The following is a 13,661-nucleotide window of genomic DNA, read 5'->3' on the forward strand; positions in this document are numbered from 1 at the left end:
CGTCAGGCCGTGGATAACTTCCCGGCGGTCGGCGAGCTTGGGTACCGCAAGGGTCGCAGCGGACGACGGAGGAGAAGGCGCATGCCACGCAGGGAGTACGACATCACGGTTCCCGACCTGACCGGCCGGCGAGCGGTGGTCACCGGAGCCAGCGACGGCGTCGGCCTCGGTATCGCGACCAGGCTCGCCGCGGCCGGTGCCGAGGTGGTCATGCCGGTCCGGAACCCGGCCAAGGGCGAACGGGCCGCGGCCACGATCCGCGAGCAGGTACCGGGGGCGCGGCTCGTCCTGGCCGAGCTGGACCTGTCCTCGCTGGCGTCGGTGGCGGCCCTCGGCGAGAAGCTGCGGGCCGAGGACGAACCGATCCACTTCCTGATCAACAACGCGGGCGTGATGACCCCACCGGACCGCCAGACCACGGCGGACGGGTTCGAGCTGCAGTTCGGCACCAACCACCTCGGCCACTTCGCCCTCACCGCGCACCTGCTGCCGCTGCTAGTGGCCGGGCGGGCCCGGGTGACGACACAGGCGAGCATCGCCGCCCGCAGCGGTGCGATCAACTGGGACGACCTGAACTGGGAGCGCTCGTACGACGGGATGAGCGCCTACCGGCAGTCCAAGATCGCCTGCGGACTCTTCGGCCTCGAACTCACCCGCCGAAGCGCCGCCGCCGGCTGGGGCATCACGAGCACCATCTCCCACCCAGGCGTAGCCCCGACCAACCTCCTCGCCGCCCGCCCGGAAGTCGGCCGATCAGCAGACACCAGGGGAGTACGAATCATCCGCTGGCTCTCCACCCACGGCCTCGTAGTCGGCACCGTCGAAACAGCCAAACTCCCCGCCCTCCTCGCCGCAACCGGCCCAACCACCGAAGACGGCGCCTTCTACGGCCCCCAATGGCCCGGCAACGTAGGCGGCCCACCCGGCCCGCAGAAGTTGTGGAAACCCCTCCGCAACCCCAAAGAAGCAACCCGCCTCTGGACCACCTCCGAACAACTGACAGCCGTTCCGTTCAGCTGACGTCTACGGAATCTTCGCGACGGCGTCGACGGCGTCCTCGAGGTTGCTGATGGCAATGATGTGGCCGCCGTCGCCTGGGTCGGGGTCGGGGAGGATCGATTCCGGGTCGATGAGGTAGATGGCCAGACCGTCGAGGGTGAGTCGTCGGGCGACCTCCAGGAGCATGCGCCGTGCCACGTCGTCGATCGAAGAGACGGCCGTGAGGTCGAAAACCACCCGTGGTTCTGCTGGACCCGCGTCGACGACCTCCCGCACAACTCTCTCGGCTGCGGCGAATCGGATCCCGCCCTGGAGTTGCAGCACTCTGGTCGCATCGGGCCCGGTACCCACGACGTGATGGGAGCGGACGACCGCGCGGGCCGCCGGGGGAACCTCCATGACGTGCAGGCCCATGTCGGACGAGAATCGTTCGAACAGGGAAACTCCTCGCACACTGGTCCCGTGCGAGTCCAGCCGTGGTGAGAACGTCGCAAGTCCCAGCTGGCCCGGCAGCGCACCGATGATTCCGCCGGCGACGCCGCTCTTCGCCGGAATGCCGACCTGGGTCGCCCAGTCACCGGCGGAGTCGTACATCCCGCAGGTGGCCATGACGCTCAACACCTGGCGTACGACCGGTTCGGGCACCACTCGCCGGCCGGAGCGGGGGTTGATCCCGCGGTTCGCCAGCGTCGCGGCCATCAGGGCCAGGTCGCGGGCCGTGACGAGCAGCGAGCACTGCCGGGTGTACCCGTCGACAACGACGGAGGGTCCTCGCTGAGGATGTTGTGACTGCGGAGCATGTTGGCGATGGCGAGATTGCGGTACGCGTGCGCCAGCTCCGAGCGGTACACGGACTCGTCCAGCTCCAGGCGACGACCGGCGAACGCCGAGAGACCGGCGACCACCCGCTCCAACCGGCCCGCGGGGTCCAGCGACTCGGGACCAACAAGGGAGTGAGTAGTGATCGCGCCGGCATTGATCATCGGGTTGCGTGGACGACCGGACCCGACCTCGAGGGAGATCTCGTTGAACGCCTCGCCGGACGGCTCGACGCCGACCCTGGTCAGTACGGCGTCGAAGCCGCGGTCGGCCAGGGCCAGCGCGTAGGTGAAGGGCTTCGAGATCGACTGGATCGTGAACTCGACGTCGATGTCGCCGGCACCGTAGATCTCGCCGTCGACGGTGGCGAAGACCGCGGCCAGGCGTTCGGGCTCCGCGGTGGCGAGTTCGGGGATGTACCCCGCCGGAGCACCGGAGGTGTCCGCTGCGACCCCCGCCACGGCCTCGGCCAGGTAGACGGGAATGGGTGAACGCATGCCGCTGCCCCTTCATCGGGTGGTGAGAACGCCGGCTTCCTTGGGCCTCCAGGTCAGGATGGTCGTTCCTTCGCCCGATCGCCGCCGATGCGTCCGAGGTGGGTGTGCTGGAACGAGTCCGGCAGCTTCAGTCCGTACCCGAGGGCGCGGTCGACACCGACGTGGAAGGCCCACGCGCACGCGAGCACACCGGCCGCCGTCGACGGCACCCCCTCGAGGACGAGTGCGGCCAGCGCCGCCAGCGCCGGAAACGCGTAGTTGTGCACCGCGTTGTACGTCGTGGCGCCGATGACGGTCGATCGCACGTATCCCAGCATCGACAGGTCGAAGGCGAGGAACGCCGCGAAGACCACCCACCACCAGTCGGGATACAGCGCGACGGCGGCGGCGAGGGCGACGAGTGCCACCGCCCCCGCCTCGATCCGCTGGGTCACACGGACCTGGCCGGTCATCGACTCACCCGAGGAACGCGCGCAGCGCCGCGTTGACGTCGTCGGCATGCGTCCAGAGCAGCCCGTGTGGCGCGCCCTCGATCTCGACGTACTCGGCGTCGGGCAGCAGGGTACGGAATCGGCGAGCCGTCGCGTCGACCGGCAGGATGTTGTCCGCGGTGCCGTGCAGGATCAGCACGGGCTTCCCGCTCGCACGCACCGCTTCGACGTCGCCGCGGAAGTCCTCGATCCACGACGACACCACGGCGTAGGCCGCGACCGGTGCGCTGGCGACGGCGACGTTCCAGCTGGCGGTGACGGCCTCCTGGCTGATGCGCTTGCCGAGGTTCTCCTCCAGGTTGTAGAAGTTGGCGAAGAACTGGGAGTACCACGCGTAGCGGTCCTGTTTCGCCGCAGCCTCGATGCCGTCGAAAACCTCCTGCGGCACGCCGTCGGGATTGTCGTCGCGGAGGGGCAGGTAGGGCTCCAGCGAGGCGAGGAACGCCAGCTTCGCGATCCGCTCGTGGCCGTGGCGCGCGACGTAGCGGGCCAGTTCGCCGGTGCCCATCGAGAACCCGACCAGCACGACGTCGCGCAGGTCGAGGGCCTCCAGGAACGTGTTGAGGTCGGCGGCGAAGGTGTCGTAGTCGTAGCCGGAGCCGACCTTCGAGGAACTGCCGAAACCTCTGCGGTCGTAGGTGATGACGCGGTAGCCGGCGGCGAGGAGTTCCCGGGTCTGCCGTTCCCAGCTGTGACCGTTCAGTGGGTACCCGTGGATCAGGACGACGGGCTGACCCGTCCCCTGGTCCTCGTAGTAGAGGTCGATCGGAGTGGAGTTCTCTTCCCCGACGGTGATGCGTCCCATGGCTTGGTCCTTCCTGATAAGTGCTGCTGCTTCACACTGGGAACTGGGCTTCGTAGCGCCCGCAGTATTCGGGAGTGCTCATCGACGCGGTTCCCAGCGGAACAGGCGGGCAGCCACCCCGGCGGCGACGACGAGCCAGATCAAAGTGACGGCCACCAGTGGCAGCGAGTCGGCAACGGGAACGCCACCGTTCCATGAGTCGACGACCAGTACGGTGGCCGAGCCGCCGGGCAGAAGGCGCTTGAGCAGACCGAGCTCCTCGGTGCCGGTGAGCCCCACCCAGCTGGCTACCGCGATGACTCCCAGGCTGACGGGCAGGGTGGTCACCTGCGCATGCTCGGGAGAGTTCGTGAGTCCCGCCGTGGCCAAGGCCAGCGCGACCATCATGCCTGTCGTCGCCAGGACCGCCGCGATGAGGAAGGGGACGTTGGCCGGGCTGGTGGCGACCACGCCGAACACGACCAGGATCGCGACCACCTGGACAAGTGCGATGGCGGTGATGGGCAGGACGAGCCCGGCGAGGATCTCGGCGTCGCCGGCAGTGGTGGACCGCAGTCGCTTGAGGAACAGGTTCTGCCGCCGCGAGGCCACGGTGGTCACTGCCGTGGTGTAGAGCCCGAACGCCATGACTGTGAACACGACGATGGCCGCGATGTAGCCGAGACTGGCTTCGTCGGCGAACAGGTCGTGCCGGTAGACGAAGAAACCGCTGACGACGACGGGGATCAGCAGCCCGGTGACCAGCACCAGCCGGTTCCGAAAGATCTGGATCAGCTCAGAACGAGCGATGGCGAGCATGGCAGCGTTCCCTTCGCGGTGAGGTGTCGTGGTGGTGAGCGGACCGGAGTTCAGGCGGCGTCGAGCGTGCGGAACACGTCGTCGAGGCGGGTCGGGCCGGCCTTGAGGTCGAGCAGCTCCACATCGGCGTCGTGAGCCCAGTCCAGGAGTCGGTGGAGGTCCTGCTGGAGGCTGAACGTCTCGATGTGGAAGCCGCCGTTGAGCGCACCTACGGTCGGCGGTTCGGGCGCTCCTGGCGGCAACGCGAAACTGATCACCGCGGGCAGGGTCTGCGTGAGCTCAGCGATGGTCCCCTCCCGGCGCAGCGTGCCCTCGTGCATCACTCCGATCCGGTCGGCGCGCTGCTGGGCCTCCTCCAGGTAGTGGGTGGTGAGAACGACCGTGGACCCCTCTTCGCGGAGCCTGTCCACAGCGGCCCAGAGCGCGTCGCGGGACTGGATGTCCAGGCCTGTCGTGGGTTCGTCCAGGATGACCAGGGCGGGGCCGCCGTAGACGGCGGTGGCGAAGTCCAGCCGACGCTTCTCGCCGCCGGACAGCTGGGAGACCTGGGTGCCGGCCTTGCGGGTGAGACCGGCGACGCCGAGTACCCGGTCGACGTCGTCGCGCCGTCCGCTCAGCGTGCCGATGAGACCCACCGACTCACGGACCGTCAGGTCGGGGGAGAGGCCGCTCTCCTGCAGCATGATCCCCGTCCGTGGCCGCACCGCACGCCGATTCTGCGGGCTCTCGCCGAAGATTCGCACGGTACCGCCGGTGGCCTGGCGGTGACCTTCGACGACTTCCAGCGTGGACGTCTTACCGGCCCCGTTCGTGCCGAGCAACGCGTACAGTTCCCCGCTCCTGACCTGGAAGGAGAGGTCCCGGACGGCAGTGAAGTCGCCGTAGGTGACGGTGAGGCTTTCGACGTCGATCACGGGCGTTTCGGGCATGGGACCGCTCCTGTCGTTCTTCCGAGTGCCGTGTCATCAGGTTCGCCCAGCTCGCGGAGTCTTCGCGTCGGTGAAAGGCCCCGATGGTGGAGCGGTCCCTCGTCCGGTGCGGCGAGGGGGTGACCTGGCGGGCCTGGTTCGCATCGGTAAGAATCACCTAGGCCGCCGACCCGACGGACAGGAGCGTTTCTGGTGAAGCTCGTGGGCCGGCGCGCCGAGCGCGAAGCGGTCGAGGACCTGCTCGAAGGTGCTCGGGCCGCCCGGAGCCGTGTGCTCGTGGTGCGAGGAGAAGCGGGCATCGGGAAGACGGCGCTGCTCGAGCACACGCGCGCGATCGCCACCGCCTCGGGTTTCCGGGTCGAGAGCTCGGTCGGGATCGAGTCCGAGTCCCAGTTCGCCTTCGGAGGTCTCCATCAGCTCTGCCTGCCGCTGATGGACCATCTGGATGCCCTGCCGCCGCCACAGCAGGCCGCGCTGAATGTCGCGTTCGGGCAGCAGGCCGGTCCTGCGCCCGACCGGTTCCTGGTCGGGCTGGCTGTGCTGAACCTGCTGGCCGAGGTCGCTGAGGACGGCCCGTTGCTGTGCCTCGTGGACGACGCGCAGTGGCAGGACGAAGGTACCGCCCAGGTGCTGGCCTTCGTTGCCCGGCGGCTGGCGGCCGAGCGGGTGGCCCTGTTGATCCTGCTCCGTGACCCCAGCGACGGCGGCGATGTCAGCTCGTTCGAGGGCTTGCCGGAGCTCCGCCTGGACGGACTCAGCCTGCGGGACGCGCGGGAGCTACTGGCCGACGTCGTGCCCACACCCCTCGACGAGCGGGTTCGGGAGCGGATCATCGCCGAGGCACGAGGCAACCCTCTCGCCCTGCTGGAGCTGCCACGGAGCGCCTCGCCCGCCCGTCTGGCCGGAGGTTTCGCACTGCCGGACACCATGGGCCTGCCGCGCAGGATCGAGGACATGTTCCGGCTCCGCTCCGTCAGCCTGCCCGCGGAGACCCAGCTGTTGCTGCTGGTCGCCGCGGCGGAGCCGACTGGTGACGCGGAGCTGTTGTGGCGCGCGGCGGGCGAGCTCGGGATCGCTCCCGAGTCGGCTGAGCCGGCCGAAGCCGCCGAGCTGGTGATGATCGACGCTCGCGTACGGTTCCGCCATCCGTTGGTGCGCTCGGCGGTCTACCGAGCGGCTTCGCCACCGGATCGTCGCCGAGCGCACCGCGCACTGGCCGCGGCCACTGATCCACGGCTCGATCCTGACCGCCGTGCGTGGCACAGCGCGCAGGCTGTGCGGGGAGTCGACGAATCGGTGGCAGCTCAGCTGGAGCATTCGGCGGGGCGGGCGCGTGCACGGGGTGGTGTGGCGGCCGCGGCGGCGTTCCTCCAGCAGGCCGCCGATCTGTCACCCGAGCCCGCCGATCGCGCGAGGCGGGCTTTGGAAGCCGCACTCGCCAAGCACGAGGCAGGCGCGTCCGAGGCCGCCCTCCAGTTGCTCGCTGTCGCGAGGGTGGGACCGCTGGATTCTCTCCAGCAGGGCCGTAGCGACCTGTTGGACGCGCAGATCAGGTTCCATCTCTCACGCGACCTCGACTCGCCGGGAATGATGGTCGCCGCCGCTGGTTCGCTCGCTCCGCTCGACGGTGCGCTGGCCCGGGAGACGTACCTGCACGCGCTGGATGCGGCGATCATCAACGGCGGAGGTGAGGCTGTGCGTATTGCCGAAGCGGCCTTGACCGCCCCCGCCGCCGGCACTCCACCGCGACCCGTCGACCGCCTGCTCGACGGTCTCGTGGCCACCCTGACGGGAGGCTTCGCGGCGGGAGCGCCCAAGCTGCGCCGAGCCCTCGAGGCGTTTCGTGACAGCCCGCACGAGGATCGCCTCCACGATCCCGACGACGACCGCTGGTTGTGGCTGGCCGGCCGCAACGCGGTGGCGATCCTCGACGACGAACTGGTGTACGTCCTTGCCAGTCGCAACGTTCAGCTCGCCCGGGCAGCCGGTGCGCTGGCGACGCTTCCCGCGGCCCTGAGCTTCCTGTCGATCACCTCGGTACTGATGGGCGAGCTCGCCCGAGCCGGCGAGCTCGCGGCGGAGGCGAAGGCCATCACCCGGGACACCGGTGGTGTGCACCTGCGGCACGCTCACATCATCTTGAGCGCGTGGTGCGGCGACGAGGCGGAGACCACAGCGCTCAGTGCTGTCACCGCCCAGGATCCTGCCCACCCGGACGAGGGCACCGATGCTTCTCTGGCCCGCTATGCGATGTCGGTCCTGCACAACGGATTGGGGAACTATGCGGCCGCGAGGGATGCGGCGTCGCGTGCCTGCGAGTCCCATGAGCTGTCGCTCAGCAGCGCGGGTCTGCCCGAGTTCGTGGAGGCCTGTGTTCGGTCCAACGACCCAGCACGCGCGGAAGCGGCGGCGGACGAGATCGATGCGCGCGCCGACGCGACAGGAACGGCCTGGGCGATCGGGCTGGCCGCACGCTCGCGGGCGCTGATGAGCGTCGGCCCGTCCGCTGAAGCGCACTATCGGGAGGCGATCGAGCGACTCCGAGACTGCCGGATGACGGTCTACCTCGCCCGCACGCATCTCGTCTACGGCGAGTGGCTCCGCCGCGAGGGTCGCCGCCAGGATGCCCGCGAACAGCTCCGCACCGCCCACCAGATGCTGTCGGACATGGGTGCGGGGGCGTTCGCCGCGCGAGCCGCCCGGGAACTCCGTGCCACCGGTGAGCACCCGCGCAAACGCCTCGCCCAACCCACCGATGTCCTCACCGCACAGGAACTGCAGATCGCGCGCGTGGTAGCCACCGGGGCGACCTCGCGTGAGGTGGCTGCGCAACTGTTCCTCAGCCCCCGGACGATCGAGGCCCATCTGCGCAACATCTTCCGCAAACTGGGCATCACCTCACGTCGCCACCTGAAGGATCTGCGCCTCACCTGAGCACGATCGACCCTTCACCTTCGTCAGCTCGGCGTCGCAGCGTCGAGTACTCAGTGATCTTCACCGATGCGAAGTCATCGCTTCAGGCACCAGGCTCGGGGCGGTCGGGCGCGCTCCCGGGCCGGCTCGTCGAGGTCGGCGCGGAAGTACCAGCTGACGACCTGCATCAAATCAACGAAGGAAGGGCCCCACCCACATGTCCACGAACGATGTCACCGTGACCAACAACGCTGCTCGTCAGCGGTACGAGGCCGTCACCGGGTCGGCGACGGTCGCCGGGTTCGTCGACTACCAAGAGACCAGTCAGCTGGTCGTCCTGGCCCATACCGAGGTCGACCCGGCGTTCGAGGGCCGAGGGATCGGCAGCACCCTCGCCCGCGCCGCGCTCGACGACATCCGCGAGCGGGGACTGAGGGCGCTGGTGATCTGTCCCTTCATCGTCGGTTGGCTGCGCAACCACCCGGAGTACCGGGACCTGCTGTACAACGCGCCGCGGTCCGCAGCTGGTGACCAGCGGCAGCAGTCATGACGGAATCCGCAGCAGCCGCCGCAGCTGTGCCGCCACGGTTCGACGGGCTGAAGGCCGTCTTCATCAACGCGACCCTCAAGCGCTCGCCGGAGCCCAGCAACACGGAGGGGCTGGTCCGTCTCAGCGGGCGCATCATGCAGGAGCACGGGGTTGTGGTCGACGTCGTCCGAGCCGTCGACCACGACATCGCGACCGGATTGTGGCCGGACATGACCGAGCACGGCGAGGACGTCGACGACTGGCCGGCGCTGTTCGGCAAGGTGCTGGCCGCGGACATCCTGGTCCTGGCGGGGCCGATCTGGCTCGGAGACAACAGCTCGGTGATGAAGCGGGTGATCGAGCGGCTCTACGGCTGCTCCGGCTCGCTGAACGACGCGGGTCAGTACGCCTACTACGGACGCGTGGCCGGCTGTGTGATCACCGGCAACGAGGACGGCGTCAAGCATTGCGCGATGAACGTGCTCTACAGCCTGCAACACCTCGGCTTCACCGTTCCGCCGCAGGCCGATGCGGGCTGGATCGGGCCGGTCGGACCGGGGCCGTCCCACCTGGACCCCGGGTCGGGCGGCCCCGAGAACGACTTCACCAACCGCAACACCACGTTCATGACCTACAACCTGATGCACCTCGCGGCGATGCTGCGTGCCGCGGGTGGCATCCCGGCGTACGGCAACAGACGCAGCGAGTGGGACGCCGGCTGTGCCCCGGATCAGGTCAACCCCGAGCACCGATAGAACCCTGCCGAGAAGGAGAACACCTGATGGCCACCATCAGCCCAGCAAAGTTGTGGCCGCGGCTCCGGGTCGACGACTGGACCGAGACCCGCGACACCGTGCACATGTGGACCCAGATCGTCGGAAAGATCCGGCTTTCGCAAGCCCCGCTGCTCAACCACTGGTGGCAGGTCACCCTGTACGTCAGTCCGCGCGGGCTGACGACCGGTGCGATCCCTCACCGTGGCGGAATGTTCGACCTGGAGTTCGACTTCGTCGAGCACCGCCTCAGGGCGCGCAGCAGCAACGGTGGCGAGCGTCTGGTCGCCTTGTCGTCGCGTCCGGTGGCCGACTTCTACCAAGAGACCATGCGAGCGCTGCAGGAACTCGGCATCGAGGCCACGATCGGCGCACGACCCAACGAGGTGGAGCCGTCGATCCCGTTCGCGGAGAATCATCGGAACGCCACCTACGACCCCGAGGCGGCTCACCTGTTCTGGGGCCAGCTCGTGCAAGCCGATCGGGTGATGGGCGAGTTCCGCTCCCACTTCGTCGGCAAGGTCAGCCCCGTGCACTTCTTCTGGGGCGCGATGGACCTGGCCTGTACCCGTTTCTCCGGGCGTGCGGCGCCCGAGCATCCCGGCGGCGCCCCCAACTGTGGGGACTGGGTGATGGTCGAGGGGTACTCCCGGGAGCTGAGCAGTTGCGGGTTCTGGCCCGGTGGTGGCGAGGAAGGCGCCTTCTACGCCTACGCCTACCCCGAGCCCGACGGTTTCCCCGACTTTCCGGTAGGCCCGGACGGGGCGTACTACAGCGTCGAGAACGGCCAGTTCCTGTTGCCCTACGAGGCGGTGGCCGATGCCGAGGACCCCGACCAGAGTCTTGAGCAGTTCCTGCACACCACTTATCAGGCTGCCGCGGATCTCGGTGGCTGGGATCGGAAGAGCCTGGAGGACGATCCGGCCCGATGGCCACAACACCGACACGGGCACCGGCGGTGACAACCGACGGTGACTCCGTGCGCCTGCCGCCGGCGAGCCGATCGTCTGCGAACCCGCAGACGCCGCTGCGGATGGGGACCGCTCGGGGTCGCTGGGTGCTGCTGACCACGGTGCTCGGCTCGGGCCTGGCGATGCTGGACGCCACTGTCGTCCACGTGGCTCTGCGCCAGATCGGCACCGATCTCGATGCCGGGTTTGCCGGGCTGCAGTGGACCGTCAACGCCTACACCCTGACTCTGGCCTCGCTCATCCTGCTCGGGGGCTCCCTGGGCGACAGGTACGGGCGACGTCGGGTCTTCGTCGTCGGAGTGGTGTGGTTCGGGGTTGCCTCCCTCCTGTGCGGGCTGGCCCCGAACATCGAGACGCTGGTGGTTGCCCGCGCCCTTCAGGGGGTGGGCGGCGCGCTGCTCACCCCGGGGAGTCTCGCGATCATCTCCGCTTCCTTCCGCGGGCAGGACCGCGCCGCCGCCATCGGTGCCTGGTCGGGTCTCGGGGGGCTGGCCGGCGCGATCGGCCCGTTCGTCGGTGGATGGCTGGTCGAGTGGAGCTGGCGTGCTGTGTTCCTCGTCAACCTTCCGGTCGCCGTGCTGATCGTCGCCGTGGCGTCCCGGCACGTCCCCGAGAGCCGCGACGAAAGCGCTGCGGGCAGGCTCGACCTGACCGGCACGATACTCACCGTCGTCGGTCTCGGGGCCCTGACCTTCGGCCTCACCGCCGCAGGTGAGGAAGGCTTCGACACGACGACCATCGCCGGTGTCCTCGTCGGCCTGTTCGCTCTGACCGGCTTCGTGGTCGTTCAGGCTCGCAGCCGGCATCCGCTCGTGCCGCTCGCGCTGTTCCGGGTTCGTCAATTCAGCGCGGCCAACGCCGTGACACTCTTGGTCTACGGCGCTCTCGGAGCGCTGTTCTTGCTCCTGACCTTCCAGCTCCAGGTGGTCGCCGGATTCACCCCACTGCTGGCCGGCGTCGCCATGCTCCCCGTCACGGTGATCATGGTGCTGTTCTCCTCCCGCGCCGGCGCCTTGGCCCAGCGGATCGGACCGCGGCTGCCGATGACGGTCGGTCCGTTGATCGCTGCGCTCGGGGTCCTGTGGATGGCACGGATCGACGCCGGCGCCTCGTACATCGTCGACGTGTTGCTGCCCGTCGCTGTTCTCGGGGCGGGCCTCGCCGTGATGGTGGCGCCGTTGACCGCCGCCGTACTCAGCGCCGCGCCGGACCGTCTGGCCGGTGTCGCCTCCGGGGTGAACAACGCAGTGGCCCGCGCCGCAGGACTGCTCGCAGTCGCGGTGATCCCGGTCATGGTCGGACTGAGCGGCGACGCGTACACCAGCCCGGCGGACTTCGCCGGCGGATTCTCCAAGGCCACAACGTTGATCGCAGCCCTCTTCGTGGGTGGAGCCGTGCTGGCTGCCGTCTTCATGCGGGGGCCGATCGAACCTGACGACGGGCCACGGATCCGGGTCGAAAAGCTTACGCATTGCGGCGTGGCAGGACCACAGATCCACCCACCCGCCGAGGCGGCTTCCGGACGACCGAGTCAAGGCCCGCTCGCTCAGACCTGACGGCTTGGTCCGGGCGTCATCTACGTCTGGCCCGACGAGACTTGAGAAAAGCAACGAGGCTCCGGCAATGCCGGAGCCTCGTTGTCGAACGGTGGGTTCGAGCGCTACGCCTAGCTGTGACTAGACGTCGTAGTACAGCTCGAACTCGTGCGGGTGCGGGCGGAGCTGGATCGGGGCGATCTCCTGCTCGCGCTTGAGGTCGATCCAGGTCTCGATCAGGTCCGCGGTGAACACGTCACCCTCGAGCAGGAACTCGTGGTCGGCCTCGAGGGCGTCGATCACGGCCGGCAGCGAGGTCGGCACCTGGGCGATGCCCGCGTGCTCCTCCGGCGGCAGCTCGTAGAGGTCCTTGTCGACCGGGTCGGCCGGCTCGATCTTGTTGCGGATACCGTCCAGGCCGGCCAGCAGCTGCGCCGCGAAGGCCAGGTACGGGTTCGCCGACGGGTCGGGGCAGCGGAACTCGATCCGCTTTGCCTTCGGGTTCGACCCGGTGATCGGGATCCGGATGCAGGCCGAGCGGTTCCGGGACGAGTAGACCAGGTTGACCGGCGCCTCGAAGCCCGGGACCAGGCGGTGGTACGAGTTCACCGTCGGATTGGTGAAGGCCAGCAGCGACGGGGCGTGCTTGAGCAGGCCGCCGATGTACCAGCGGGCGGTGTCGGACAGGCCGCCGTACCCGGACTCGTCGTAGAACAGCGGGTCGCCGTTGCTCCACAGCGACTGGTGGCAATGCATGCCGGACCCGTTGTCACCGAAGATCGGCTTCGGCATGAAGGTCGCGGTCTTGCCGGCCTCCCACGCCTTGTTCTTGACGATGTACTTGAACTTCATCACGTCGTCGGCGGCCTTGAGCAGCTCGTCGAAGCGGAAGTTGATCTCTGCCTGACCCGCGGTGCCGACCTCGTGGTGGGCGCGCTCGACGATCAGACCGGACCGCTCCAGCGCCAGCGTGATGTCGTCGCGCAGCTCGCCGAAGTGGTCGGTCGGCGCGACCGGGAAGTAGCCACCCTTGTAGCGGACCTTGTACCCTCGGTTGCCGCCGTCCTCAACCCGGCCGGTGTTCCAGGCGCCGGCGATCGAGTCGATCGAGTAGTGTGAGCTGTTCGACTTGGTCTCGAACCGGACGTCGTCGAAGACGTAGAACTCGGCCTCGGGGGCGAAGAACGCGGTGTCGGCAATGCCGGTCGACTTCAGGTACTCCTGCGCCTTCCGGGCGATGTTGCGCGGGTCACGCGAGTACGCCTCACCGGTCAGCGGGTCGTGCACGAAGAAGTTGATCACCAGCGTCTTCGCGGTGCGGAACTCGTCGATGTAGGCGCTCGTCGGGTCCGGCAGCAGCTTCATGTCGGACTCGTGGATCTGCTGGAATCCGCGCACCGACGACCCGTCGAACGCCAGGCCCTCTTCGAAGACCTCGGGTCCGAACGACGACACCGGGACGGTGAAGTGCTGCATGATGCCCGGCAGGTCGCAGAATCGGACGTCGACGATCTCGACGCCCTCGTCCTTGACGTAGGCGAGCAGCTCCTCAGCGCTGGAAAACATTCGTACTCCTCGGGGTGGCTCAGAGATTGATCTGAA

At 68.6% G+C, this 13,661-nt stretch carries 12 protein-coding genes and 1 pseudogene; 6 read left to right on the forward strand and 7 right to left on the reverse strand.

Going from position 1 to position 13,661, the window contains the following annotated elements; genetic code table 11:
- Positions 1-81 precede the first annotated feature (81 nt).
- On the forward strand, positions 82-1,020 hold the full coding sequence (locus tag FB561_RS21635) for an SDR family oxidoreductase (RefSeq protein ID WP_145809564.1): 939 nt from the start codon (positions 82-84) through the stop codon (positions 1,018-1,020).
- 3 nt (positions 1,021-1,023) lie between these two features.
- On the opposite strand, the gene FB561_RS39255 is transcribed toward FB561_RS21635, so the two are convergent.
- The 6 genes and pseudogenes from FB561_RS39255 to FB561_RS21660 all read right to left on the reverse strand — a co-directional run bounded on the left by FB561_RS39255 (position 1,024) and on the right by FB561_RS21660 (position 5,338).
- Positions 1,024-1,413, reverse strand: a complete 390-nt coding sequence (locus FB561_RS39255; protein WP_420371361.1) for an STAS domain-containing protein — start codon at positions 1,411-1,413, stop codon at positions 1,024-1,026.
- Between the two features lie 45 nt (positions 1,414-1,458).
- A pseudogene (gene glsA, locus FB561_RS38710) lies at positions 1,459-2,315 on the reverse strand (glutaminase A); the annotation flags it as partial.
- A gap of 53 nt (positions 2,316-2,368) precedes the next feature.
- Positions 2,369-2,767 (reverse strand): DUF4260 family protein, encoded by a 399-nt coding sequence (locus FB561_RS21645; protein ID WP_145809566.1) that lies wholly within the window; start codon positions 2,765-2,767, stop codon positions 2,369-2,371.
- Between the two features lie 4 nt (positions 2,768-2,771).
- Complete coding sequence (locus FB561_RS21650; protein WP_145809568.1) at positions 2,772-3,611, reverse strand: alpha/beta fold hydrolase; 840 nt, start codon at positions 3,609-3,611, stop codon at positions 2,772-2,774.
- 78 nt (positions 3,612-3,689) lie between these two features.
- On the reverse strand, positions 3,690-4,409 hold the full coding sequence (locus FB561_RS21655) for an ABC transporter permease (RefSeq protein ID WP_145809570.1): 720 nt from the start codon (positions 4,407-4,409) through the stop codon (positions 3,690-3,692).
- 50 nt (positions 4,410-4,459) lie between these two features.
- Positions 4,460-5,338, reverse strand: a complete 879-nt coding sequence (locus FB561_RS21660; RefSeq protein ID WP_145809572.1) for an ABC transporter ATP-binding protein — start codon at positions 5,336-5,338, stop codon at positions 4,460-4,462.
- Between the two features lie 201 nt (positions 5,339-5,539).
- Here FB561_RS21660 and FB561_RS21665 point away from each other — a divergent pair, with 201 nt between their 5' ends.
- The 5 genes from FB561_RS21665 to FB561_RS21685 all read left to right on the forward strand — a co-directional run bounded on the left by FB561_RS21665 (position 5,540) and on the right by FB561_RS21685 (position 12,080).
- Positions 5,540-8,272, forward strand: a complete 2,733-nt coding sequence (locus FB561_RS21665; protein ID WP_145809574.1) for an AAA family ATPase — start codon at positions 5,540-5,542, stop codon at positions 8,270-8,272.
- 196 nt (positions 8,273-8,468) lie between these two features.
- A complete protein-coding gene (locus tag FB561_RS21670; protein ID WP_145809576.1) occupies positions 8,469-8,801 on the forward strand; it encodes a GNAT family N-acetyltransferase in 333 nt (110 codons plus the stop codon).
- Positions 8,798-9,535, forward strand: coding sequence for a flavodoxin family protein (locus FB561_RS21675; RefSeq protein WP_145809578.1), 738 nt, complete (start codon positions 8,798-8,800; stop codon positions 9,533-9,535). The genes FB561_RS21670 and FB561_RS21675 overlap by 4 nt, the downstream gene beginning before the upstream one ends.
- A gap of 26 nt (positions 9,536-9,561) precedes the next feature.
- Complete coding sequence (locus tag FB561_RS21680; protein ID WP_145809579.1) at positions 9,562-10,515, forward strand: DUF5996 family protein; 954 nt, start codon at positions 9,562-9,564, stop codon at positions 10,513-10,515.
- A gap of 17 nt (positions 10,516-10,532) precedes the next feature.
- Complete coding sequence (locus tag FB561_RS21685) at positions 10,533-12,080, forward strand: DHA2 family efflux MFS transporter permease subunit (RefSeq protein ID WP_238334959.1); 1,548 nt, start codon at positions 10,533-10,535, stop codon at positions 12,078-12,080.
- 120 nt (positions 12,081-12,200) lie between these two features.
- On the opposite strand, the gene glnA is transcribed toward FB561_RS21685, so the two are convergent.
- Positions 12,201-13,625 (reverse strand): type I glutamate--ammonia ligase, encoded by a 1,425-nt coding sequence (glnA, locus tag FB561_RS21690; protein WP_145809582.1) that lies wholly within the window; start codon positions 13,623-13,625, stop codon positions 12,201-12,203.
- Positions 13,626-13,661: the final 36 nt, after the last annotated feature.

The organism is Kribbella amoyensis, from assembly GCF_007828865.1.
GTDB classification, from domain to species: domain Bacteria; phylum Actinomycetota; class Actinomycetes; order Propionibacteriales; family Kribbellaceae; genus Kribbella; species Kribbella amoyensis.